The sequence below is a fragment of the Actinomycetospora aurantiaca genome, from assembly GCF_037401875.1.
In the GTDB taxonomy this organism is placed as follows: domain Bacteria; phylum Actinomycetota; class Actinomycetes; order Mycobacteriales; family Pseudonocardiaceae; genus Actinomycetospora; species Actinomycetospora aurantiaca.
Window position 1 is genome coordinate 1 of record NZ_JBBEGN010000001.1, and the last position, 24,363, is coordinate 24,363.

Sequence of the window (24,363 nt, forward strand, 5' to 3'; positions counted from 1 at the left end):
GCCATAGCCCCGGTAAGTGCTCACCTCGGGGTGAGGACGACCATCGTCCGCGCGTCGGCCGGCGCCTCGACCAGCTCGGTCTCCGGCTCCGGCGCCGCGTGCCGCGGGCTGTAGTCGACCGGCAGCTCGCGGGCCTTCATGCGGCTGATGATGCGGTGCCGGACGGCGAACCCGATCAGGCACGCCAGGATGATCACGCCGATCGTCACGGGCGTGCCGTACCCGCTGCCGTTGGAGCTGCCGAGGACCTGGGCCTGGCTCACGGTCGTGACGTCGCTGTCGGCCTTCGGGTTGAACAGGGCACTTGCGGCGTCCCCGAGGGGCGAGCCGAACAGCAGTCCGGGGTCGTAGTTGTTCGCGCCGAACAGACCGGTCGCCAGCCCCGGAGGCGCGATCCCGGCCAGCGGGGGCAGCGCGCCGACGGGCCCCGCGGCCCCGAGGGCGGGCGCGGGACCCGGCGCGGGGAGCACTCCGACGGGTGCCGCAACGAAAGCCGGCGCCGGAGCAGGGGTGTTTGTCGGTGTCGGCGTCGCACTCGCACTGGGCGACGGCTTCGTCGATGGACCCGCGCCGGCGCCGCCGGAGTTTTCGCCACCGGTCTGGCCACCCGTCCCACCCGGCTCCACGACGCCACCACCGTCGGCGTCGTCGCCACCCGGGCCGCCTGGTGGTGCGACGAGCTTGAGCGCGGAGCCCAGAAGCGAGCTCAGGAGGCCACCCGCCGGCTTGCAGCCATCGCCGTCCTTCGTGACCTTGCTCGCGTCCACGATCTCGTAGATCTTGTCCTCGTACTTGCAGGTGTCCGCGGCGCTCGCGGTCCCCGCGCCGAGGGCCAGTCCGGAGGCCAACAGTCCGCCGACGATCACGCTCGGCAGCAACCGCCCGGGACGTGCACGCATCCTTGCGACTCCCTCGTTCGATGGCCCCGACGACCGGTCCTGCGCTGACTGTGGCCGACTCATCGGTAGCCACCCGGACGCGTTACACCCGCTCGGCCCAACGGCCCGTGTTCACTGAGTTGGACTAACGTGACCTCCCCGTGCTTGCGCCACACGGACGCGCAGCGCAGGCCGGATGCGCTCAGCAAGTAGTCGGGTCACGATGCGGTAACGGACGGAGTGTCGACACCCGTACGGCCGCAACCTGTGTGCTCCCGCCACTTGCTCGGTCGCAATGAGTGACACTCGACGCATGACCGGCGAATCACTCCGCGTCGAGTTCCGACGCCAGGTGCGCGAGCGCGTGCTCGACACCGCAGCCCAGCTGGCGGTGGAGCACGGCTGGGACCGGGTGCGGATCGGCGAGGTGGCGACCGCCTCGGGCGTCTCACGCCCCACCCTCTACCGCGAGTTCGGCACGAAGGACGGCGTCGGCGAGGCCCTCGTCGCCCGCGAGGCGGAGCGGTTCTTCGGCGGCATCGCGTCGGTCCTGGACACCAACTCCGACGTCCCCGACGGCGTGCGCGCCGCCGTGCGCTTCACCCTGGACGAGGCGTCGGGCAACCCGCTGCTGCGCGCCATCCTCACCGGCAGCCGCAGCGGTGACACGAGCCTCCTGCCCTTCCTGACGACGAGGGGCGACGCGATCATCGCCGGCGGGTCCGGCCTCGTCGGGGACTGGGTGCGGCGGCGTCGTCCCGAGACCGAGGGTCGGGTCGTCGAGGACGCGGTCGACGCCGTGGTGCGCCTGACGATCAGCCACCTGGTCTCCCCCGGGCTGAACCACCCGGACGCCGCGGACCGGCTCGCCCGGATCGCCACCTGCCTGCTGGCCGCCTGATCGCAACCCGGTCCGACGGACACGGTTCGACCGGAGCGCATCCGGCCGGACCCGCCGTCGGGAAGAGCAAGATTACGACGACGGCACGCGGTAACGGTCCGGAGGTCGACACGGCCACCGCGGTCCCGTCGACGGTCCGCCTGGCTCAACTACCATTTCCAACCGCGTCCCCGTGGCGGCCTTGGCCAACGCCGCGGGCTACCCCCCTCAGTCGGGCACCACTCGAGAACACCGACGTCGACACGGCGTTCGCCCCCGATCCGACACCACCCCGAGCGTGACCGCGCCTTCCGGCGCCCAGGCTCGTCTTGTCGTCGCCACCGCAGGTCCTCCTCCGCTCGCAGTTGAATCGGCCGGCTCCGCCGCTCCGGGCACGAGATGCGCTCCCGACGCCGGGTTCGGGCGGTGAACGCAGCGCCGCGTAGGACGTCTAAGCTGCACCGTGCGAGTGCGTTAGACGCCGTGATAGTGAGGGTTATGGCGACATCGGCCGCAAACCTCAAGCTCAGCGGCCCGGCGACTCTTAGGGGAGCGTCGTGGTTGGGCACTCCTTCATGTGCAAGCGCCTACGGCTGATCGTGAAGCTGAACGGTAGCTCGCCCGGGAAGAGCTCGCCGGGGTGTTTCGGTCTCCTCTATCAAATCGAGGAGATAGAGGTATGCAGCGCGACCTACTCTTAGCGATTCGATTGTCGATTGTCCCAGCACCTTGAACGGAGCACGACTGAGAGCCGACTTCCCGACATCTACCTCGTCGCCCGAAGATGCGATCAGGAACCGATGGGTCCCCGCGTTCCTAATGGCCGACGCTCGCGCGTAAAGACCGTCCGGCGAGACGTCCAACGCGAGCTCCGCGAGCGCAAGGAGGGGGCGCGCGATTCAGGACACTTAGATACCAGTTCCTTGCGCATCCTGTCAGAACCCCTCTTCGCCCAAAATCCCTTGAAGGAAACCTTGGCCGGGTCGTCGCCGACCAGCAGATAATGGTTTACGGCAACGGCGATCTTATCCAGCAGATCTAATGCCGACCTATGTGCAAGCACGAGAGCCTGCGCACTGTGCCCGTATATTGCGTCGTCCACAGTATCGACGTAGGTACCAGAGTCTCCGACGTTGTCGCCTGAGGCTAACGCGCTTAAGGAATCAAAGGCGAGCCGACGGGCAACCAGATACTCACCTTTCAGGACATTGACCATCGAGAACACGTCGGGAGGACGGAGTTGACCAGGTTCTGACGTGACGCTAGTGAGATGAGCGTCGTCCCACTTATCGGAATCTGATCCCATCCCCTCCAATGCGGCCGTTAGGGGGAGCCTGTTCTCACTGATCCATCGTACGTAGCTATCGTCGGACTTGCCTTCGTGCACGTGATAGTCGACGCCCTGCAAGGGCATATTTAGGTAACGCTCCGCGACATGTTGCCCGGCCAGCTCGACCACGCGCTCGTGGTACTCCTGGGCATGCGCTAGGTAGTGGTCGTATAAGGAAGCGACGTGGCCAGGACGAGCGGGGTTTCTCGCAGCGAGTGCACTCAGCAAGATGGCGGCGTTACCCGAGGCGTTACCGTTAGTTGGATCGGCTTCGAGGGCGGCGACGTAGCAGTCGTAGGCTTCCACCCACCGCGCGCTCGAATCGAGGATGTTCCCGAGATTGCAAAGGGCTCGTCCCCGAGTCTCACTCTGAGCTGAAACGGCACCGTTGACGTCTCTGTAAGCGTTTCGCGCCGACTTCAGCGTTTCGGATTGTTGGTATCGCAATGACGGCAGAGCGTGTTTGGCTCGAAAGTCCTCCCACGTGCCATCGCACCTACTCGATACTGCGCAGTCGTAGAGGGACCCTGTACCGGTCGCGAAATTGTACATTGCGTGTGCCCGGAATCCGACGGGATTGTCTTCGAAGGTCAACAAACTAGCTGCCGTAGCGACACCCTGGCGAAGAGCATCACTGTCCATCGCGTCCGCACCGGCGTTATTGAGTAAGCTCGACGCAGACAACAGAAGCGGACCTAAGTTCGGGTCAGATGCACTGACTTCTTCGGCGAGCGTCAGCGCTTCTCGTGTACGAAGTATGACCTCCAATGGATCAGTCACTTGCCCTGTGTATAGCGGTCTCAGATGCTCGTTAAAGTCCGCGCTGGAGCCCACATCCGTAGGGTAAACCGACGGGCGCTGCCACCTTCGTAGACCCCTGCGCCTCGTGAGAGCAATGGGCCGGCGTCGTCGTGGCCAACCCTATATTCGATACCGCGATATGTGGGCTTATCGCGGCATCGCCGGCGCCGACATACTCGGCGCCGGCGCCGCAGGCTCAGCTCTGACGAGCTGACCAGGCCTCGTAGTTGGCGATGAGGTCCCTCTTGAGGATGCCCCGCGCCTTGACCTCGATGCCCTCGTTGACCGCCCACTCACGGATGGCCTCGCGCTCCGCTGCCGTCAGCCCGTCACGGCCACGCGACTGCTCAGCCCCGTCGCTGGCGGTGGTCTGTTCGACGTCGGGCGCTGTCGAGGGCGCTGGCGCGATGTCGCCTCCACTGCCGTCGCCGCCGCTCAGGCGTGACGCATCGCCAGCATCGAACGCCTCGACGACAGGGCTCGGGATCCGGCCCCGGTCGGCGAGCGTCGCGCCGTTGCTCGCCGCCCACGCTCGAATCTCTTGGTTCCGCTCACGCGAGGCCCCGTTCGCGGGCTTCTGTCCACGAGCGCCAGCGCCGGAGGCGCTCGCCCGGCGCCCACCAGTGCGGCGCGCCGCGGCGACGTAGCGCTCGATCGCCCCGCGCAGCTCCTCAGCGTGCCCGGACGACAGATCGATCTCGTACTCCGAACCGTCCAGGCCGAACGGGACCGTCTCGTCGGCGGAGCTCCCGTCGAGGTCATCCACCAGCGTCACTGTGGTCCGGGAAGCCATAAGTCTCTCTCACTCCTTCATCCGTCGCAGTCCAGTCTCATCGGACCTCATGAAAGGGCCCGATTCCTGGCTGTTCGCAGCTCGATCTTTATTCTGCCCCAGCAGACTGGTACCCCTCGATGGGTACCCGAATCACGCGACACCTCAGGCCCGCGTGCCAACCTTGAAACCGGTCCAGTCGACTGTCTCGTGTACGCACCCAAGTCATGCTTGTCTATGAACCATGACAGGCAGCTCATGGATCGACGCAACTCGCCCCAGCGCCGCCCGCATCTACGACTACATGCTCGGCGGAGCCCACAACTTCGAAGCCGACCGCCTAGCCGCCGCGGCGATGCTCGAGCGCTTCCCCGACGCTGCACAGGCGGGCCACGCCAACCGCGACTTCCTGCGTCGCACCGTCACCTGCTGCTGCGAGCTGGGCATCACCCAGTTCCTCGACCTCGGCTCGGGCATCCCCACGGCCGGCAACGTCCACGGCATCGCCCGCCGCCTCCGGCCCGAGGCACGCGTCGCGTACGTCGACATCGAGGCGGTTGCGGTTACTCATAGCCGCGACGTCCTCGCAGGTGACCCGCTGGTCAGCATCACCCAGGCTGACCTACGCGATCCCGCTGACGTCCTGGCCGCTCCAGGCGTCGCCGAGCTTCTCGACTTCACCCGCCCCGTGGCGGTCCTGGCCATCGCGGCGCTGCACTACGTGTCCCACGACGAGAACCTTCCCGAGATCGTGGCCGCTTGCCGTACGGCGCTCGCTCCTGGCAGCGCGTTCGGCATGTCTCACGGCAGCGATGACCTCGACGACCCAGTAGCCGCCCACCACATGCGCGAGCTCGCCGCGGTCATGGCACAAAGCGCCAACCCCGCCTACATCCGCTCCCGCGTGGAACTCACTCAGGCCCTGAGCGGGCTGCGGCTACTCGAACCTGGTCTGGTCGACATCCGACGGTGGCGTACGTCCTCCGAGCTCCCTGACACCGCCGTGTACGGCGCTCTCGGGATCGTCGAGTAATCCCGAGCGGACGCCTGCGCTCAGTCGAGGAGCTTTGAGCGAACGCACGACGGCGGCAGCCAACCACAACTGCCGTCTAGACACGATCACTCTGTCACACACTTCCCGATGAGCCGGCCGGCATAAAAGAGGAGCGGGGCGCCAGCCATAAGACGGCACTACAGTAGCAGGGCTGCCCCTCACGCCGCGGGCGCAGCGAACGGGAGGAGCGCCGCGTGCGTACGACGATGCGGTCCTCTTCATGCGGGTCGCTGCGCTGTGGGCGGTGACGGCCCTGGCCACCGCCGCGATCTGGCGCGGAGTCAGCCGTGGCGAGCGACCCAGCCGCGATCTCGCGGGGGCTGTTCCCAGCTTAACGGCATGCTCGAGCGGGCTGCTCGTCGTCGGCATCGCCCCTCAGTAGCCCTGTGCTATCGGCCCGGGACCGCTGGAGCCCGGCCCGCGCCGAACACTGATAGGTCCACACGGTTGGGCTAACAGCTCGCGTCCTTGGGCGTGTGGCACGTGGTGACGACGAGACGCACGCTCCTGGCCAAGTCGCGATAACTGGCATTATTGCGGCAGGAGATGCCGACTGAACATCGGACACCTGCCCGCGAAGAGCCTGTCGACGCGGGCGATGCCTGAACGCGCTGACCTAGATTCTCTCGGATGAACGTCGTCTCCATCTGGTACCGCCGCCCACGGACTTCCAGTCCGGTGGTAAAGCGGGGGCCTCGGGTCGGGGAAGGAGAATTGTGCGACGTCACCGACACCGACCAACCCGCGCGCTGCGGGTAGGAGTAGAAGGCGTAGCCGGTGGTGTTCGCCGCGACGAGGTCCGGGCGACGGTCTCGATGAGGGCGCACGGTCGGACAAATCGACGGCACTCCCGAGACGTCCTACGGCTCGAGGTCCTTGAGGCCGTGTCGTCAGAGTCGATGCCCGTGTCCTGTCGCACATCTAGCGGCGGCGCCGGACCTCGGCCGCGAGGACGGCGGCCTGGGTGCGGCGTTCCATGCCCAGCTTCGCGAGCAGGCGCGTGATGTGGTTCTTCACGGTCTTCTCGGCGAGGAACAGGCGTTCGCCGATCTGCCGGTTGGTCAGGCCCTCGCCGATGAGGTCGAGCACGGCGCGCTCCTGCTCGGTGAGGTCCGCGGTCGGGTCGAGCGGCGTCGCCGGGGTGCGCAGGCGGGCCATGAGCACCGCGGCCGCCCGGTGGTCGAGCAGCGGGCGTCCGGACCCGACGTCGCGCACGGCCGCGGCGATGTCGCTGCCCCGGACGTCCTTGATCACGTAGCCCGCCGCCCCGGCGAGGACCGCGTCGAGGATCGCCTGCTCGTCGGGGAACGACGTGAGCATCAGGCACGCGAGGTCGGGCAGCCGCGAGCGCAGCTCGCGGCACAGCTCGACGCCGTTGCCGTCGGGGAGCCGCACGTCGAGCACCGCCACGTCCGGGAGCACGGCCGGTACGCGCGCCAGGGCCTCGGCGACGCTGCCTGCCTCCCCGACCACCTCCAGGTCCTCCGCGTCGGACAGCAGGCCCGCCACCCCGCGGCGGACCACCTCGTGGTCGTCGACCAGGAACACCCGGATCACGCGCCCACCTTAGGCCGACGCGGGACCGAGGTCCCGGCACCGCGGGACCTCGGGACCTGCCCCGGAGACCCCGCCGGCGACGACGCTTCGGGGCGTCCACCACGACGAGAGGACTCCCCGGTGTCCAGCCTGGATGCAGCCCGATGGCAGTTCGGGATCACGACCGTCTACCACTTCCTGTTCGTCCCGTTGACCATCGGCCTGTCCGTGCTCGTCGCGCTCATGCAGACGGCGTGGTTCCGCACCGGCGCCGAGCGCTGGCTGCGGGCGACGAAGTTCTTCGGGAAGCTCTTCCTGATCAACTTCGCGATGGGCGTGGTGACCGGCATCGTCCAGGAGTTCCAGTTCGGGATGAACTGGAGCGACTACAGCCGCTTCGTCGGGGACGTCTTCGGGGCGCCGCTGGCGATCGAGGGCCTGGTCGCGTTCTTCCTGGAGTCGACGTTCCTGGGTCTCTGGATCTTCGGCTGGGACCGGCTGCCGCGCCGGGTGCACCTCGCCACGATCTGGCTCGCCTCGCTCGGCACGATCCTGTCGGCCTACTTCATCCTCGCCGCGAACTCATGGATGCAGCACCCCGTGGGGTTCCGGTTCAACCCGGCGACCGGGCGCGCCGAGCTCACCGACTTCGCGGCGGTGCTCACGCAGACGACCGCGCTGGTGACCTTCGCCCACACCGTCACGGCTGCCCTCGTCGTGGCCGGCGCGGCCGTGCTCGGCGTCAGCGCCTGGCACCTGGCGCGGCGCAACGAGGCCGACGTGTTCCGCCCGGCCCTGCGGCTCGGGGCCTGGACGGTCCTGGTGGCGAGCGTCCTCGTGATCGTGAGCGGTGACGTCCAGGCCAAGGTGATGACCTCCCAGCAACCCATGAAGATGGCCGCTGCGGAGGCGCTCTACGACACCACCGGCCCGGCGTCGTTCTCGCTGTTCACCGTCGGCAGCCTCGACGGGTCGCGCGAGCTGTGGAGCCTGCGTGTGCCCGGCGTCCTCTCGTACATGGCGACCGGCTCGACCGACGGTGTCGTCGAGGGCATCAACGACGTGCAGCGCGCCGAGCAGGCCCGGTTCGGTCCCGGCGACTACCGCCCGATGGTGCCGATGACCTACTGGACCTTCCGCTTCATGATCGGCTTCGGGGTCCTCGCGGCGCTGGTGGCCCTCGCGGCGCTGTGGTTCACCCGCGGGGACCGGGTGCCGAGCCGCTGGTTCGCCCGGCTCGCCCTGCTCTCAATGGCCTTCCCGCTGCTCGCCAACTCGTTCGGCTGGATCTTCACCGAGATGGGCCGCCAGCCGTGGGTGGTCTACGGGCAGCTGCGCACCGCGGACGGGGTCTCCCCCGCGGTCGGGGTCGGCTCGGTGCTGACCTCGCTCGTCGTCTTCACCCTGCTCTACGGCGGGCTCGCCGTCGTCGAGGGCTGGCTGCTGGTCCGCGCGATCACCGCCGGGCCCGCACCCGCCCCGCCGCCCGAGGCGGTGTCGCCCCGCGACGACGCCGACGACCGCCCCTTCGCCGTGGCCTACTGAGGGACTCTCCGATGCAGCTCACCGACGTCTGGTTCATCCTCATCGCGGTCCTGTGGACCGGCTACTTCGTCCTCGAGGGCTTCGACTTCGGGGTGGGCGTGCTGCTGCGCGTCCTCGGGCGCGACGACACCGACCGCCGCGTCATGATCAACACCATCGGGCCGCTGTGGGACGGCAACGAGGTGTGGCTGATCGTCGCCGGCGGCGCCACCTTCGCGGCCTTCCCCGAGTGGTACGCGAGCCTGTTCTCCGGCTTCTACCTCGCCCTGCTGCTCGTCCTCGTGGCGCTCATCGGCCGCGGGGTGGCCTTCGAGTACCGCGGCAAGGGCGACACCGCCCGCTGGCGCTCGACGTGGGACACGGTGATCGTCGTCTGCTCCGTGGTGCCCGCGCTGCTCTGGGGCGTCGCGTTCGCGAACATCGTCGGCGGGGTGCCGCTCGACGCCGACCACGAGTTCGTCGGCTCCCTGCTCACGCTGCTGCACCCGTACGCCCTGCTCGGGGGCGTGACGACGCTGCTGCTATTCACCCTGCACGGCGCCGTGTTCCTGTCCCTGAAGACCGACGGCGACATCCGGGTGCGGGCCCGCGCCCTGGCCGTGCGGCTCGGCGTGGGTGCCGTGCCGGTGGCGGCGGTGTTCCTGGCGTGGACGTGGCTCGACCACGAGGGTCCCGTGGCCCTGGCGCTCGCGCTGGTCGCGGCGCTCGCGCTGGTCGGAGGCCTGCTCGCGACGACGGCGGGCCGCGAGGGCTGGGCATTCACGCTGACCGCGGCGACGATCGTCGCCGCGACCGCGTTCCTGTTCACCTCGCTGTACCCGTTCGTGCTCCCCTCGACGATCGACCCCGCGTTCGGTCTGACCACGACCAACGCCGCCTCGACGCCCTACACGCTGACGATCATGACCTGGGTCGCGGCCGTGATGACCCCGGTCGTCCTCTGCTACCAGGCGTGGACCTACTGGGTCTTCCGGCGCCGCATCTCGCGCAGCCACATCCCCACGCCCGCCCCCACGCACGAGGCCCCGGTCGGGGAGCACGCGTGAAGCCCCTCGACCCGCGCCTGCTGCGCCACGTCGCCGCCGCGCGGCGGCACGTGGTGCTCTGCGCCGGGGTGGGCATCGCGACCGCGGGGCTCGTCGTCGCCCAGGCCGACCTGATCGCGTGCGCGGTGACCCGCGGCTTCCTCGGCGGCGCGGGCCTCGCGGCGCTCGGCGGGACGCTGGCCGCCCTGCTCGCGGTGGTCGCGGGGCGGGCCCTGCTCGCCGGGGCGAGCGAGGTCGCCGGGGCCCGCGCCGCCGCCGACGTCGTCGCGGCCCTGCGCGCCCGCCTCGTCGGGAAGGCCCTGGAGCTCGGTCCGCGCGACCCGCGGCTGCCCTCCGCCGCGGAGCTGTCGACGCTCGCCACCCGCGGCGTCGACGGGCTCGACGGGTACGTGCGCCGCTACCTCCCGACGCTGCTCGTGGCCGCCGTCGTCCCCCTCGCGGTCAGCCTGCGCATCCTCGGCGCCGACCTCGTGGCCGCCCTGATCGTCGCCGGGACCGTGCCGCTGATCCCGGTCTTCATGATCCTGATCGGACGCTTCACCGAGTCGGCGGTGGCGCGACGGTCCCGCACGCTGGCCGTGCTCGGACACCACTTCCTCGACCTCGTCGCGGGTCTCGACGTCCTCGTCGCCTTCGGTCGTGCCCGCCGCCAGGCCGGGCGGCTCCGCGAGATCGCCGACCGCCACCGCACCGCGACGATGGCGACGCTCCGGGTGGCGTTCCTCTCCGCGCTCGTGCTCGAGCTGCTCGCGACGCTGTCGGTGGCGCTCGTGGCGGTGGCGGTCGGCCTCCGCCTGGTGCAGGGCGAGCTCGACCTGCACACCGCCCTGCTCATCATCGTGCTCGCCCCCGAGGTCTACCTGCCGCTGCGCGCGGTCGGCGCCCGGTTCCACGACAGCCTCGACGGCCTCACCGCCGCGCAGGAGGTCCTCTCGATCCTGGAGCTGCCGGCCGCGGCGCCCGGAGCCGGACGGCCCGCCCCCGACCCCCGTCGGGTGCCGGTGCGTCTCCGCGAGGTCGGGGTCACCGGTCGCGGTGGCCCCGTCCTCACCTCCGTCTCGCTCGAGCTCGCGCCCGGCGAGGTGCTCGGCGTCGCCGGCCCCAGTGGTGCCGGGAAGACGACCCTGCTCGACGTGCTGCGCGGGGTACGCCGTCCCGACGGCGGCGCGGTGGAGGTCGGCGGCGTCGACCTCGCCGACGTCGACCCGGCCTCCTGGGCCGGCCGCATCGCCTGGGTCCCGCAGCGCCCGGTGCTGCTCGCCGGCACCGTGGCCGACAACCTCCGCCTCGCCGCACCCCACGCCGACGACGCCGAACTGGCCGCCGCCGCCGCGGCCGCCGCCCTCGACGTCGACCTCGGGACGGTCGTCGGGGACGGTGGGGCGGGCCTGTCCACCGGCCAGCGGCGCCGGGTCGCGCTCGCGCGGGCCCTGGTCGCCGACCGGCCCCTGCTGCTGCTCGACGAGCCGACCGAGGGCGTCGACGGCGACGCCGAGGATGCGATCCTCGCCGCGCTCCCGGCCGTGCTCGCGGGGCGTAGCGCCGTCGTCGTGAGCCACCGGGACACCGTGCTCGCCCGCTGCGACCGGGTCCTCACGCTCCCCGCCCCGGCCCCACAGACCCTGGCGGCGACCCCGCCGCCGGCCCCCGCACCGACCCGCCGGGCCCCCGTGCCCGTCCCCACGCCGGTCGACCTCGACGGCGGGGCGCCCGGCTCGCCCGGCCCGTGGCGGGTGCTCGCCCGGGCGCTGCGTGAGCGACGGGGGCGGTGGTCGGCCGCCGTCGGCCTCGGCGCGGGTGCCCTGGCCTGCGGCGTCGCGCTGACCGCCACGTCGGCCTGGCTGATCTCGAGCGCCGCGCTGCACCCGCCGGTGCTCACCCTCATGGTCGCGATCGTCGCCGTCCGCACGTTCGGCCTGGCCCGCGGCGTCCTGCGCTACGCCGAGCGGCTCGTGGCCCACGACACGGCGCTGCGCCTCGGCGCCGACCTGCGCGTGCGGATCTGGAACGCGCTCGTGCGCGTCGGCCCCGCCGCGACCGCACGCCGCCGGCGCGGGGATCTGCTCGCCCGCCTGGTGGGCGACGTCGAGGCCGGCGAGGACGCCGTCGTGCGGGCCGTGCTCCCGGGCGTGCAGGGCGTGCTGGTGGGGACCGCCGCCGTGGCCGCCGCGGCGTGGCTGCTCCCGGCCGCGGGGACGGCCCTCGCGGTCGGGCTGGTCCTCGCCGGGCCGGTCGCGGCCGCCGTGTCGTGGTGGTCCGTGCGGGCGGCCGCCGCCCGGACCGCGGCGGCGCGCGGCGCGGTCGTCACCGCCGCCGTCGAGACCCTGGAGGCGGCCGAGGAGCTCGTGTCCCTCGGCGCCGGCCCCGCGCGGCTGCGCGCGCTCGTCGGGCGCGACGCCGTACTCACCCGGCTGCTCGCGCGGTCGGCGTGGTCCGCCGCCGCCGGGACGACCCTCGGGACGCTCGCCCTGGGCGCGACGACCGTCGCCACCACGGCCCTCGGGGTCGTCGCGCTGCGGGCCGGCGAGATCGGCGGCACCACGCTCGCCGTGCTGGCCCTGCTCCCGCTCGCCTGCGCCGAGGTCGTCGCGGGCCTCCCCGAGGCCGCGACCCGGCTGGCGGCCGCCCTGCCCTCGCTGGCCCGCCTCGCCGACCTGGAGGCGGCCCCGGCCACCGTGGTCGATCCGGCCGCGCCCGTCGACCCGCCGCGCCACGGCGCGCTGGGCGCCAACCGGCTCGCCGTGCGCTGGCCCGGCGCGGACCGCGACGCGCTGCGGGACGTGACCCTCGACCTGCCCGCGGGCGGGCGCCTCGTGGTCACGGGACCGTCGGGTTCCGGGAAGTCCACCCTGCTCGCGGCCCTGGCGGCCGGCCTGCCCGCCCGCGCCGGGCACGCCCTCGTCGACGGGGTGGACGTCGCCGCCCAGGCCGGGGACGCGGTCCGCGCCCGCCAGGCGTGGTGCGGCCCGGCGACGCACCTGTTCGACTCCACGCTGCGCGAGAACCTCCTGCTCGCCCGCCCCGACGCGGCCGACGACGACCTCCGCGAGGTCCTGCGCCGCGCCCGGCTCGGCGGGTGGGCCGCCGGCCTGCCCGCCGGTCTGGACACCTCCCTCGGGACACACGGCGGGGCGGTGTCCGGCGGCGAGCGCCAGCGGCTCGGCGTCGCGCGGGCCCTGCTCGCCGACCGCCCGGTCCTCGTCCTCGACGAACCCGCCGCGCACCTCGACGCGGCCACGGCGACCGCCCTGTGCGACGACCTGGCGGCGCTCGCCGCGGACCGCACGCTGCTCGTGGTCAGCCACCGCCCCGCCGAGTTCCCGGGTGTGCCGGTCCTGTCCGTCGGGACCCGGGCGGAGGTGACGGTGTGACGCTCCCGGTGTCGACGCGCGTCGTCGTCGTGCCGACCGCCGCGACCGTGGCCGAGGCGCTGGAGACGATGCACCGCGAACGGATCCGGCACCTGCCGGTGGTGCACGGCACCGACTGCGTGGGCCTGGTGGTGCAGGGCGACCTCGTCGGGGTCCTCGGCGCCGACCGCCACGTCGCGCTCCGGACCGTCGCGGGATTCGTGCACGCCGTCGTACCGCGGGTCGCGCCGTCGGATCCGCCCGCCCGGGTCGCCCGCGCGATCCTCGACGGCGGTCTCGAGGCCGCCCTCGTGGTCGAGCGCGGTCGCCTGGTCGGCATCGTCACCGGCACCGACGCCCTGCGGGCGCTCGTCGCGGGGGACGCGTCGTGACCCGGGCCCCGTCGGGTGCGGAGGAGGTTCTCGCCGCCGGCGCGCTCGCGCCGTCGGCGCACAACAGCCAGCCGTGGGAGCTCCGGGCCGTGGCCTCCGACGTGTACGAGGTGCGGGGCGACCCGCGGCGCGCACTCCCGGTCTCCGACCCCGACGGCCGGGCGGTGCGCGTCGCGGGCGGGGCGGCGCTGCTCAACATGCGGTTCGCGGTGCGGGCCCGCGGACGGCGCGCCCACGTGCACCTGCTGCCCGACCCGGCGGACCCGTGGTCGCTCGCCCGCCTGCAGGTCGGGGGTCCCCTGGCGCCGACCGCGCCCGAGCGGGCGCTCGCCGACGCGATCCCCCGCCGCCACACGACCCGGCGGGCCTTCCTCGACCTGCCCGTGGCCCTCGCGGCGCGCGCCGCCCTGCGCCGCGCCGCGGAAGCCGAACGCGGCTGGCTGTGCTGGCTGGACGACCCCACCCAGCGACGCGAGGTCGAGCTCCTCGTCGCAGCGGCCCGCCGGGCGCAGGAGGCCGACCCGGCCTGGGTCGCGGAGCGGTCGGCGCACACCGGCTGCGCGCGGGGCGCGCTCGACGGGCTCACCGCCGACGCCGGCGGCCCCCGCCCGCCCGTCGACGACCCGTGGCGCGTCGACCTCACCGGCGGGCGAGGGGAACCGGACGGCCGCGAGTCCGAACCGCTGATCCTGGTGCTCGGGACCTTCGTCGACCGGCCGCTGGCCCAGGTCCAGGCGGGCCAGGCCCTCCAGCGGGTCCTGCTCACCGCCACGGTCTACGGTCTCGCCGCGTCGTTCGTCGCCCCGCCGCTCGAGGTCCCGGAGCACCGGGCGGCGCTGCGCGGGCTGCTCGGCGGCGGGCTGTGGCCGCAGGCGATGCTGCGGGTGGGTCACGGTGTCGACGGCGTGCCCGTACCCCGGCGACCGGTCGCCGGGGCCTGACCGGTCAGGAGGCGGGCAGCGGGACCCGCCAGAGCAGCCGTGTCCCGCTGCCGGCCTCCCGCGCGGCGACGATCAGGTCACCGCCGTGCGCCCGGGCCCGCCGCTCCAGGTTGAGCAGCCCGGACAGCGCCGCGGCCTCGGGCATCCCGCGGCCGTCGTCGGCGACGTCCACGACCACCTCGTCGCCCACCGAGACCGTCACCGTCACCACCTCGGCGCCCGCGTGCCGGACCGCGTTGCTCACGGCCTCGCGCACGACCGCCTCGACCTGGTCGGCGAGCACGTCGGGCACGACCTCGATCGGCCCCGTCACCCGGATCACCGGGCGGACGCCGCTGTGCGCGGTGAGCTCGGTGACGACGGCGCGGATCCGGCCGCCCACGCCGGGTCGCCCGGCGGTGTCGGCGTGCAGGTCGAAGATGGTCGTGCGGATCTCGCGCACCACCTGGTCGAGCTGGTCGACCGCCTCCGCGACCCGCTCGGCCACGTCCGGGCGGGTCGTGCGGCGCTGGGCGCTCTGCAGGCCGAGCCCGACGGCGAAGAGCCGCTGGATGACGTGGTCGTGCAGGTCCGCGGCAATCCGGTCGCGGTCGGCGAGCACGTCCAGCTCGCGCTCGGCGTGCCGGCTCGCGGCGAGCGCGAGGGCGAGGGCCGCCTGGTCGGCGAACGAGGCGACGACGGGGAGCTGCTCGGCGTCGAACGCGGCCGCGTCGGGCCGCCGGGCGGCGACCAGGACGCCGGTGACGTCGTCACCCGCGCGCAGCGGCACGACGAGCGCGGGCCCGAGGTCCGTGGGCCCGCCGTCCCCGCCGACCAGGCGCAGCGCGGCCTCGCGGCGCGGGGTGCGGGCGCGGGCGACCTCGCCGAGCACCGACTCCCCGGTCCGCACCGCGGACCCGAGCGGGAACACGTCCTCCATCCCGACCGAGGCGGTCACCGTCGAGGCGTCCCCGCCCGCCGGTTCCACCACCAGCGCGCACGTCGCGTCGGTCAGCTCCAGCGCCCGCTGCGCGACCAGCGCGAGCGCCTCCCGGGGGTCGGTGCCGGCGAGGAGCTCGGTGGTGATCTCCCCGGTCGCCTCCAGCCACCGTTCCCGACGGCGGGCCTCGCGCCCGAGCGCCGCAGTTCGCCCGTAGAGGCGGGCGTTGTCGATGGCGACGCCGGCGGCGGTGGCGAGGGCCGAGACCACCGCCTCGTCGTCGGCGGTGAACGACCCGCCGTCGTGCTTCTCGGTGAGGTAGAGGTTGCCGAAGACCTCGCCGCGGACCCGGACCGGTACCCCCAGGAAAGAGTGCATCGGGGGGTGGCCGGGCGGGAAACCGACCGACGAGGCGTGCGCGGAGAGCTCGTCGAGCCGCAGCGGCCGCGGGTCCTCGATCAACCGGCCCAGCAGGCCCTCGCCGTGGGGCAGGTGCCCGATCCGTTCCCGGACGTCGTCGCCGAGGCCCGTGAACACGAACTCCGAGAGCGACGCGCGGTCGTCGGCGAGCACCCCGAGGGCGGCGTACCGGGCGTCCACGAGGTCGGCCGCGGCCCGCACCACCTGGCGCAGCGTGGCGTCGAGGTCGAGCCCGGAGGCGACGGCGAGGACGGCGTCGAGCAGGCCCTCGGTGCGCACGCGGGTGCGGCCGAGCGTCTCGACGCGCGTCGCCACCTCGTCGAGCAGGTCCCGCAGGCGCCACCGCGACGGATCCCCGCGCAGCAGCTCCTCGTCGGGCGTCGGGTCGGGCACGTCGACCATCCCGCTCCTCCCGGTCCGGACCGCCCGTCACGGTAGCGGCGGGTTCAGACCGCGGCCGGGACCCCCGCCCGCATGATCAGCACCGGGCACGTCGCGTGCACGACGACGCCGAGGCCGACCGAGCCGATCAACCGGCTCGCGACGGCGCCCCGCCCGCGGTGCCCGACGACGAGCAGCTCCGCCCCGCGCGCCACGAGGCACAGCGTGCTCACCGCGGGTCCGGGCGCGACCTCGACGCGCACCTCGGGCACGACGGTCCCCGCGGCCCGTAGATCGCGGGCGACCTCGTCGACGATCCCGGTGGTCACCCGCCGCATCTCGCGCTCGACGAGCTCGACGTCGACGAGGCCCGCCGAGTCCAGGCCCCACAGGTCCGGCGGGTCGAACGCGGTGACCGCCAGCACCGGTACCCCACGCCGCTCCCCCTCGCGGAGGGCCGCGGCCAGCGCGACCCGGGCGCTCGGCGAGGCGTCGACCCCCACGACCACCGCTCCGGCCCCGAGCCCCGCCACGTCGAACTGCTCGGTCATCCCGATCCCTCCTCGAGCCGTGTCCCGTCCCCCGTCACGATGCTCGTCCGTGGCCGGACGGTGAAGGGACCTCGGTCCCCGGCCGACGGGACGTCCGCCTCGGCCGGTTCGCCGACACCGCGCGAGAAGGTGGCGCGGTGACCCTCCACCACGTCCCCGACCTCGTCGAAGCGCACCTCGCGGCCGCGCGGGCCGCGTCGTCGCAGCGCAGCTCGGCCACGCTGAGCCACCAGGGGGAGCTGCGCCAGACCCTCATCGCGCTCGCCGCCGGCGCCGCCCTGCACGAGCACGCGGCACCGCGGGCGGCCATCCTGCACGTCCTGCAGGGCACCGCCCGGCTCGTCGTCGGCGAGGACGGCGTGGAGCTCCCGTCCGGCACGCTCACCGACGTCCCGCACCGCCGGCACGGCCTGCAGGCCGTCACCGACGTCGCCGTCGTGCTCACCGTCCTCGCGGACTGAGACGTCCCCGCGGACCGAGACCCGGTGCGGGGCGTCGGGCCCTCGCGGCGACGTGGGCGCGCTACGCGTCGTCGCCGCCCACCTCGGCGCGGGGCCCCGCTCCTGCGCACACCGCCGGCGCCGCCGCACTCACGTCCCGGTGGCCGCGCCGACGGGCCGGACCACGAGGACCGGGCACGTGGCGTGCACCACGACACCGAGGCCGACCGAGCCGATCAACCGGCTTGCGAAGGCGCCCCGCCCGCGGTGCCCGACGACGAGGAGCTCGGCGTCGCGCGCCACCCGGCAGAGCACGTCGGCAGCGGACCCGGCCGCCGCGACGACCCGGACCTCGCCGACGGTCACGCCCTCCTCCCGGGCACGCGCCACCGCCTCGTCCACGGCCTGCTGCGTGTTCTTCTGCACCTCGCGGGCGATCTCGGCGACGTCCAGCGGCAGCGCGCCGAGCTCCATCGCCCACAGGTCGGGCGGGTCGTAGGCCATCACCGCGACGACGGGCGCGGACAGCCGCGCCGCCTCCCGCAGGGCGCGGTCGAGGGCGGTCCGCGCGCCCGGCGACCCGTCCACCCCGACGACGACGCTGCCCGTCCCGACCGAGGGTTCGTCCTGCTTCATGCCGCTGTCCTCCTCCCGCGGGCCGGGGGCCCGGCCCGCCACTGAGCCTGGCCCGTGGCGACGACGGGTCCCAGGGACCTCCGGGCACGTCCGCCGGGACCTCCGACCCGTCGTCGGAAAAGTGGTCGCGAGCATCGATCGACCCCGGGACCGGCGTGACCACAACGACCACCGCCCCCCACCACCGGCGTGGCGATCGTCCCGAGCCTGTCGGTCCTGTTGGACCTCGTCGTCGATACTTTCGGGCCCGTCGCGCCGGCGGGCGAGCGGTGGGCGCGGGCCTCACCGACCTCGTGATGGCGATCCGACCACCGCCACGCCGTCAGCCATCACACTTGGAGGCCGACCGCGGCCTGCGCATCGGCCCATTCCGTCGACGACCAGACGCGTGAGCCGTCAGATCGGCAGGGCAGGGTCAACGCCTCGTAGCGTGGGCCACCATCTGAACGGCGCCGTCACACCGGTCTCATCAACGTGTCCGGCCGATACACCTGACGAGCGTGAGGAGGTCAGGTACCGCGCTACGACGACCACCCGGAACGATCGATTTCCTAACGCGGTCGCGTCTCGACCAGATGAGCGCCGCCGGGTCTCATCGATCTCTCCTCAGGAGCGACGCGCTCGGGAACCGTTGGTGAGAGACGCCGCGATACTCGGAGTTATCGCGGCATAGACGAACTCATGGCCTAGCGGTGGCGACAGTTTGCTGCAGCCGTCGCGGATCGGTGGTTGACCGGACAAGACCCATGGTTGAACATCGGAGCTTTGCTCTTCGCCTTCGCGCCTGATGCCGACCGACGGCTCGGACGTGGCTTGCTAGTGAACGAGCGCTCGAGACTGTAGATCGCGTTGTCGATGGGGTGAAGCGCTCGTTGAGCCTTCTTGATCGGCTTGGGAGTAACCGCTCGTTTGGCCGCTCGGACAGGGTGCACCGCCCGTCGAACCTTGCGCGGCACGAGCATGCGAGTGAAGAAGCCCATCACGATCCCCCCGGTACGCACGTCGCTCTCGGCCGTCGACGTCAGTGCCTAGATCGCCTTGTGCCAGACGCAGCGTTACTACCGCGGGTGCTGGCGTCACCTAGCGAGATGCGCTGCTCGGACGAGTTGCACCGGCAGGAGACACCCGGACGCCAGAGGTGAGTGAGTCGGGAGGTGCCGTGGCTCGCATGGAGCGCTCCCGAGGAGGAGTCCGGTCCGAGCCCCTGGTCGCCGCCGAGGTGGCGCGGCGCGCGGGCTCGTCGAGCCCGCGCAAGCGGGGCCGATCCCAGCTCAAGCGACGGGGCTCGCAGCGTGTGTCTTCTAGCCGGACGCGCTGCGCGGCTACAGTGCAGACATGAGCAGCCACGCGCTCCCACCTCTGGCCTCGCCTGCGGCAAGCGCTGACGAGCGGGGCGCTGCCATCGAGGCACGGATGGTCGCTCGGAGACGGTCTGCCCCCAGCCTTGAGGACTACCAGCGCAGCTATGCAGCCTGTGGGTTGACCTGGCCGGGCGAAGACGAGATCCGCCGGCGCCACCCGGTGGCGGACTCCACCGGCCACCCCGCAGCCTGACTCCGCCAGAACTCGCGACATAGTGCGGGCGTGCTCGGTCAGGTCGTCGACCCTTCTGGCCTCGACGCCATCCTCGACCCCCTTCGATCTGCGAATGTCTGGCTGATCACCGCCCGCCAGGCCTCCACACCGCTGTACCTACCATCCTTGGCGCTCTCCGAGGTTCGAGCGTTGCGCACGCCTGCCGCGACGCCAGAAGCCCTGACCGAGCTCTACGAACTGCTTGAGCACCCCTCGATCGTGCGCCGGGACCTCGACCCAGCGACGGCCGCCGAGGTGGCGGCTCTGCTCGAGAGCACGAGCACCTTCGACGTAAGTGCAGGCCACGCATGCGTCATCGCCCGGCAGCGCGGCTGGCCTGTCATCACATCCGACGCCGGCCGCCTTCGTCGCCTAGATCCCGATGTCGACGTCCTACTGGTCTGACTCGGGCGGCTTACTTCTGGTTCGAGCTTGGCCACCCGACCCGTGGTGCCGCGATAAACGGAGTTATCGCGGTGCGTGCCTCCGAACGGCCCGGTTGGCGCACCTGTACCGATGGAAGGCGGCGAGGCGTACTTCGCCTCCGTAACACGACCACTTGGCAGGTCGATGCCCAGACGTACTGGCACAGGGAGGACGGCCATGGGGATCGGGCTCGGGTTCGGCATCGGACCGCTGCGGGTGTACGTGCCGTTGACCAAGCGCCGGCGTCGCAGCGGAGGCGGGGGCGGAGGCAGTGGGGCTGCCGCCAGGCACTGGACGCACCCCGGCTGCGACATCCAGCACCGAAGTCAGGGCGCGGCGGACCGGTGCCGGTATCGGACTCCCGAACCCGCCCACATCCCGACCCGAGCGGAGTCGGATCAGCGGAGGGTCGAGCACGAGCAGCGTATGGCCGCCATCCTGGCGAACGTGCCAACCCAAGAAGAGTCTGACCGACGAAAGGCTGAGCACGACCAGCGAATGGCCGAGCACGAGCGTCGACTCGCTGAAATTCATGCGCGCCGCCGGTAGCGTTGCTATTAGCGCAGCAAAGTCTCCGATCGCCTACATGCCCACAGCTCCTCGCGCGATACCGCACCGCGATAGATGGAGTTATCGGTCCCTCATCGAACGCCCAGAACTCGAGCTCGGGAATGCGTCGACATCCGAGAGGGATTTACAGTCCGTGGCCGCCGGTCTCCTGAATACCCGATAGACACCCTTCGCGATGACCTGATGGGCCGCGTTGTTGCTCGTCAGGACAACAGCCGGGTGCCCGCCGTCGACCGGGGCCCGACCGGCGCCGCCCGCTGCGATCCGCCGTTTGTAGGGGGCGCGTAGGGGGCGCGGATCTTGTTGGCCGGCGCCCTCGTGCGATACGTGCGAATCGGAGCCCTCCCCAACATTGGTTGAGGCTCCTACCGTCACGGCGTGATCAACCTCCTGCGGGGGCTCCTCGCCCGCCCGGCGGAGAGTTGCGGCGTAAGTCGATCAACGACCGGGCCGCATCGACCACTGCCGTGCGGCGCCCGTCGAGCGGTGACGCCCGACACCCCGCCGCGCGACTTTCGTAGCTATAGGCATCGCAGCGTTCGCGATGATCCCGGACTGGATTGAGTTCATCGCGCGGGTGTCTCGTGCTCAATAGGCCGAGACTGTCGGACCCCCTCTGTAACTTCGGGTCGTCGACCGCAGGGAGGCCCCATGAGTGTCGTTGACTCCGCCAAGATCACCTGTCGCTGCTGCCGCCTAGTGGCGCGGGTTCGCGATGTAGTTGGTCATGATCTGCCCGACGTGTGTGGAGAGTGCGCCGGACACCAGGGACACGAGAAGTACACGCAACTCGCGTTCGATCATGCGACTCTCTACTGGGAGCGGGTGGAGGAAGCGGTCCGCGAGGAGAAGCGAGCGCACATGCGCGCCGACGCTGCGCTCCACACCCGAGACCAAGCCATGAACGCCCTCGCGGAGGTTCGAGAAGAGCACTGGATGGGCGTCGAAAAGTGCACTTGCGGCCGCAAGGAGTGTCGGACCGGGCAGCTCCTAGCGACATCGCGCATCGCCAAGTTGATCGGCGCGACACAGCGACGGAATGCGAGCTAGTGGGCCCTGGACGTGCGACACCCCCGACCCGCCGCAAGAAGGTGACGGGGAGTCGGGGGTGTCAGTAGGTCCGGCGCTGCGGGGTGTCTGGCCGTCGCGCGCCGGACGAGGACTACAGCCGGGCCCTCGACCTCCGGGCGAGGACGGCCCGCGCCTCGATCGCGGCCGGGGTGTTCGTCCGGACGCCGTCGCTCACGACCTTGTGCGGCGCGAACTCGGCGATGCGCTCGACCGGGACCGGCGCACCCTTCAGCGAGACTGCGGGAATCGTCGCAATTGTCTTCCTCCTATTCCAACCCCTAGTGGCTCTTCGCGACGATTCTATCGAGCCGCGAGAAGCGGAATAACATTGTCGTGATCGGACCGATTGGCAGCGTTCACACGCGCTAGCCGCGTACTTGCTACGGAGGATGAACGTGCTTTCAACCCTTGACTCTACTTCCTCTACTTCCTCGTCCTCGGTCCCCAACGCGGACGGCCGGTCATCCCAGCGAGCAGCTGGTTGCCCCACGTCGAGATCGACGTCCTGCTGGCCTGACTTGTTCCCGCTGCTCAGTTCGAAGGACCCGAAACCCTCAAGGTCCCGATAAGCGGCGTTATCGCGACGTTCTGGAGAGACCGTCCGTCTGTATGCGAGCCCGTCCCGGCGACGCCGCGGGACAATCAAGCTGCCCGGGCGGGCGCAGGCGAAGCCGGACACCTCTGCGGGTGGGTGCTCACTCTGCTCAGCGGCTCGCGTTCCGTCCTCCGACCCTGTCCGATAACCTTGGTTCCATGAGCGAGGCGTTCGAGATCTCCGCGGACGACGCCGAGGGCGTCGCCGAGGGGATTCGGCGTGCCGCGACGGGCTCAGTCGTTCATCTCGTCCGCGACGGGCGTCCCATCGCGGACATCGTGCCCGCCAACTCCGCTGCGGCCCCGGTCCCGTCGGAGGACGCCGAGCTCGACGGTGCCGAGATGGCGGCGCGCGCGCAGCGGGCGGCCGAACGACCCGCCGCGTGCGCGGCCGCCAGCGAGTACCACGCCGCACGGTTCGGAGCTCCCACCCTTGAGCACTACCGCGCGGTGTACGCCCAGGCCGGCGTCTCCTGGCCAGGTGAAGCGTTCGTCCGGCGCTACTACCCCGTAGGGGACGCCTCCTGAGCGCACTGCCACCGACCGACGAGCCGCCACCGCTGCTCGCCGGAGGCAAGGTTCTCGATGCGAGCGCGCTCGCATCTTGGGCGCGCGGCGGACTGGCCATGGCGAGCTGGTCGACCATCGCCTCCGAGCTCGGTGTGACCCTGCTCGTCCCCTCCGCCGTGGTATCCGAGGCCCTCCTTGCCCTGCCCAACCACGGCGCCGACATCGACGTCCTGTTGGGCCAGCCCACGGTCCTCGTACTCGATGAGCCCGCCGCAGCTGTTCGCGCTGCTATCGACGCGGCTCGGGAACGTCACGGCCTCTTCGACCCGGTCGCCTCCTGGGTCTCAGCGATCTGCCAGGAACGCGGCTGGCCCGCTATCTCCAGCGACCCAGACCGGCTCCGTCGCGTCCACCCCGACCTAGAAGTCGATCTCCTCTAACCCGCGGACCACAGCCGCCGTGCCGTGTCGGTCCCGAGATCGACATCCTGCCGACCTGCCAGCTTTCGTCCAGGTTCGCCGCCTTCGCGTCGAGGTCACGTGGGCGTAATTATCGCGGCATCGACGCAGGTCAGAGGGCCCCGGGTCACCGCGTTGACAGATCTCGGTCCTAGCGTCGAGCCTCGTGAGCACCACAGGCCACAGCAACCACGAGCACGCGGCCGGTGATGATCGGCGGGTACCTGCTCGGGTCCCGGAGCAGCGCTCGGCGCCGCCCCCGGAGCTGCTCGGTGGTCTCGCCGACGAGTACCTGCCTGCCGCGCTGTGGACCGACGTCAGGGTCCGGCTGCTCGTGAGCGGCTGGCTATCCGGATTCCGATCACCGAGGACACGCCGCGCCTACGCCGGCGACCTGCTGCTCTGGCAGCGATGGTGCACCGCACGGGAGGTCGACCCCCTGCGGGCGCGCCGGGTGCAGGTCGATCTCTACCTCGCCCACCTCCTCGACGGCGGCGCCGCTCCCACCTCCGCCGGGCGGCGACTGTCCGCGCTGTCCTCGTTCTACGGCTTCCTACTCGACCAAGACGACCTCGACATCGCCCGCACCAACCCCGCGGCCGCGGTCCGACGCCCCGCCGTCGACGCTCAACACCCCCCCCACCCTCGGGTTGACCCGCGACGAAGCCGTCGCCCTACTCGACGCCGTCGACCGCAGCCGAGGACCCCAACGGCGCCGGAACGCAGCAATGCTGCGTCTGCTCCTGCACAACGCGCTCCGCGTCGATGAGCTCCTCAGGGCCGACGTGATCGACCTTGGCCGCCACCCCGGTCGAGAGGACGTACACGACACCCTGACCATCCGCCGCAAGGGTGGCCGCCGAGCCCGCATCGCCCTCGCCCCTCGCACGGTCGAGTCGGTGCACCGCTATCTCGAGCACCGCGCCGCTGTCGAGGACTGTGATCAGACCGAGCTGGCCGGGCCGCTGTTCGCCTCTCGCACCGGGCTACGGCTGACCCCGAAGGCGGTCTGGGTACTGGTGCGCCGCACTGCTCGCGAGGCTGCGATCGAGTCATGGGCGAAGCTCTCCCCGCACTCGCTGCGCCACACCGCCATCACCCTCGCTCTGGACGCCGGCGCACCGTTGCGCGACGTCCAGGACTTCGCCGGGCACCGCGACGCCCGCACCACCCGGCGTTACGACCGCGCTCGCGAGGACCTGGACCGCTCCCCCCACCTACGCCCTAACCAAGTGGCTGACACTCACTGAGGCCCCAATTTCAGACGGCGGCCCGACGTGAGGGAGC

At 71.7% G+C, this 24,363-nt stretch carries 21 protein-coding genes and 1 pseudogene; 14 read left to right on the forward strand and 8 right to left on the reverse strand.

What is annotated here, in order from left to right; translation table 11 throughout:
• Nucleotides 1-20: 20 nt before the first annotated feature.
• Nucleotides 21-899, reverse strand: coding sequence for a hypothetical protein (locus WCD74_RS00005; RefSeq protein ID WP_337692750.1), 879 nt, complete (start codon nucleotides 897-899; stop codon nucleotides 21-23).
• Nucleotides 900-1,191: 292 nt separating this feature from the next.
• Here WCD74_RS00005 and WCD74_RS00010 point away from each other — a divergent pair, with 292 nt between their 5' ends.
• Nucleotides 1,192-1,779, forward strand: a complete 588-nt coding sequence (locus tag WCD74_RS00010) for a TetR/AcrR family transcriptional regulator (RefSeq protein ID WP_337692751.1) — start codon at nucleotides 1,192-1,194, stop codon at nucleotides 1,777-1,779.
• 769 nt (nucleotides 1,780-2,548) lie between these two features.
• Here WCD74_RS00010 and WCD74_RS00015 read toward each other — a convergent pair.
• The 3 genes and pseudogenes from WCD74_RS00015 to WCD74_RS00020 form a co-directional block, all read right to left on the reverse strand.
• Entirely contained in the window at nucleotides 2,549-3,217 is a 669-nt protein-coding gene (locus WCD74_RS00015; RefSeq protein WP_337692752.1) for an LA2681 family HEPN domain-containing protein, read from the reverse strand.
• An 868-nt stretch (nucleotides 3,218-4,085) separates the two neighbouring features.
• On the reverse strand, nucleotides 4,086-4,376 hold the full coding sequence (locus WCD74_RS30020) for an Lsr2 family DNA-binding protein (protein ID WP_444876337.1): 291 nt from the start codon (nucleotides 4,374-4,376) through the stop codon (nucleotides 4,086-4,088).
• Nucleotides 4,350-4,682, reverse strand: a pseudogene (locus WCD74_RS00020) (histone-like nucleoid-structuring protein Lsr2); the annotation flags it as partial. The gene WCD74_RS30020 and the pseudogene WCD74_RS00020, both read right to left, overlap by 27 nt.
• A 223-nt stretch (nucleotides 4,683-4,905) precedes the next feature.
• Between WCD74_RS00020 and WCD74_RS00025 the strand changes: the two are divergent.
• Nucleotides 4,906-5,694, forward strand: a complete 789-nt coding sequence (locus WCD74_RS00025) for an SAM-dependent methyltransferase (protein ID WP_337692753.1) — start codon at nucleotides 4,906-4,908, stop codon at nucleotides 5,692-5,694.
• Nucleotides 5,695-6,636: 942 nt separating this feature from the next.
• On the opposite strand, the gene WCD74_RS00030 is transcribed toward WCD74_RS00025, so the two are convergent.
• Entirely contained in the window at nucleotides 6,637-7,272 is a 636-nt protein-coding gene (locus WCD74_RS00030; protein WP_337692754.1) for a response regulator, read from the reverse strand.
• 120 nt (nucleotides 7,273-7,392) lie between these two features.
• Between WCD74_RS00030 and WCD74_RS00035 the strand changes: the two genes are divergently transcribed.
• From WCD74_RS00035 to WCD74_RS00055, 5 genes are read left to right on the forward strand one after another with little or no spacing between them, the layout of a single operon-like run.
• Nucleotides 7,393-8,796, forward strand: coding sequence for a cytochrome ubiquinol oxidase subunit I (locus tag WCD74_RS00035; protein WP_337692755.1), 1,404 nt, complete (start codon nucleotides 7,393-7,395; stop codon nucleotides 8,794-8,796).
• 11 nt (nucleotides 8,797-8,807) lie between these two features.
• Nucleotides 8,808-9,842, forward strand: coding sequence for a cytochrome d ubiquinol oxidase subunit II (gene cydB / locus WCD74_RS00040; protein ID WP_337692756.1), 1,035 nt, complete (start codon nucleotides 8,808-8,810; stop codon nucleotides 9,840-9,842).
• Nucleotides 9,839-13,213: a thiol reductant ABC exporter subunit CydD gene (gene cydD, locus WCD74_RS00045; RefSeq protein ID WP_337692757.1), complete on the forward strand. Its 3,375-nt coding sequence runs from the start codon at nucleotides 9,839-9,841 to the stop codon at nucleotides 13,211-13,213. The genes cydB and cydD overlap by 4 nt, the downstream gene beginning before the upstream one ends.
• Nucleotides 13,210-13,584, forward strand: a complete 375-nt coding sequence (locus tag WCD74_RS00050) for a CBS domain-containing protein (RefSeq protein ID WP_337692758.1) — start codon at nucleotides 13,210-13,212, stop codon at nucleotides 13,582-13,584. The genes cydD and WCD74_RS00050 overlap by 4 nt, the downstream gene beginning before the upstream one ends.
• Nucleotides 13,581-14,525: an Acg family FMN-binding oxidoreductase gene (locus WCD74_RS00055; protein WP_337692759.1), complete on the forward strand. Its 945-nt coding sequence runs from the start codon at nucleotides 13,581-13,583 to the stop codon at nucleotides 14,523-14,525. Before WCD74_RS00050 ends, WCD74_RS00055 begins: the two co-directional genes overlap by 4 nt.
• Before the next feature lie 4 nt (nucleotides 14,526-14,529).
• Here the strand turns inward: WCD74_RS00055 and WCD74_RS00060 are convergent, their stop codons facing one another.
• Nucleotides 14,530-16,266 carry a sensor histidine kinase gene (locus tag WCD74_RS00060; RefSeq protein WP_337692760.1) on the reverse strand — a complete coding sequence of 579 codons (1,737 nt, stop codon included), beginning with the start codon at nucleotides 16,264-16,266 and terminating at the stop codon, nucleotides 14,530-14,532.
• Nucleotides 16,267-16,310: 44 nt separating this feature from the next.
• On the reverse strand, nucleotides 16,311-16,796 hold the full coding sequence (locus tag WCD74_RS00065) for a universal stress protein (RefSeq protein ID WP_337692761.1): 486 nt from the start codon (nucleotides 16,794-16,796) through the stop codon (nucleotides 16,311-16,313).
• A gap of 137 nt (nucleotides 16,797-16,933) precedes the next feature.
• Between WCD74_RS00065 and WCD74_RS00070 the strand changes: the two genes are divergently transcribed.
• Nucleotides 16,934-17,257 (forward strand): cupin domain-containing protein, encoded by a 324-nt coding sequence (locus WCD74_RS00070; protein ID WP_337692762.1) that lies wholly within the window; start codon nucleotides 16,934-16,936, stop codon nucleotides 17,255-17,257.
• A 129-nt stretch (nucleotides 17,258-17,386) separates the two neighbouring features.
• Here WCD74_RS00070 and WCD74_RS00075 read toward each other — a convergent pair whose 3' ends face one another.
• The gene (locus tag WCD74_RS00075; RefSeq protein ID WP_337692763.1) at nucleotides 17,387-17,872 is read right to left on the reverse strand and encodes a universal stress protein; all 486 of its coding nucleotides are present in this window, start codon (nucleotides 17,870-17,872) and stop codon (nucleotides 17,387-17,389) included.
• Nucleotides 17,873-19,456: 1,584 nt separating this feature from the next.
• Between WCD74_RS00075 and WCD74_RS00080 the strand changes: the two genes are divergently transcribed.
• From WCD74_RS00080 to WCD74_RS00100, 6 genes are all read left to right on the forward strand, one after another.
• Nucleotides 19,457-19,852: a hypothetical protein gene (locus WCD74_RS00080; protein WP_337692764.1), complete on the forward strand. Its 396-nt coding sequence runs from the start codon at nucleotides 19,457-19,459 to the stop codon at nucleotides 19,850-19,852.
• Nucleotides 19,853-21,094: 1,242 nt separating this feature from the next.
• The gene (locus WCD74_RS00085; RefSeq protein ID WP_337692765.1) at nucleotides 21,095-21,493 is read left to right on the forward strand and encodes a hypothetical protein; all 399 of its coding nucleotides are present in this window, start codon (nucleotides 21,095-21,097) and stop codon (nucleotides 21,491-21,493) included.
• A 774-nt stretch (nucleotides 21,494-22,267) separates the two neighbouring features.
• Nucleotides 22,268-22,636, forward strand: coding sequence for a hypothetical protein (locus WCD74_RS00090; RefSeq protein WP_337692766.1), 369 nt, complete (start codon nucleotides 22,268-22,270; stop codon nucleotides 22,634-22,636).
• 98 nt (nucleotides 22,637-22,734) lie between these two features.
• Nucleotides 22,735-23,058: a hypothetical protein gene (locus WCD74_RS00095; protein ID WP_337692767.1), complete on the forward strand. Its 324-nt coding sequence runs from the start codon at nucleotides 22,735-22,737 to the stop codon at nucleotides 23,056-23,058.
• A 352-nt stretch (nucleotides 23,059-23,410) separates the two neighbouring features.
• A complete protein-coding gene (locus WCD74_RS29890) occupies nucleotides 23,411-23,845 on the forward strand; it encodes a site-specific integrase (RefSeq protein WP_373696028.1) in 435 nt (144 codons plus the stop codon).
• Complete coding sequence (locus tag WCD74_RS00100) at nucleotides 23,727-24,326, forward strand: tyrosine-type recombinase/integrase (protein ID WP_337692768.1); 600 nt, start codon at nucleotides 23,727-23,729, stop codon at nucleotides 24,324-24,326. Before WCD74_RS29890 ends, WCD74_RS00100 begins: the two co-directional genes overlap by 119 nt.
• Nucleotides 24,327-24,363 lie beyond the last annotated feature (37 nt).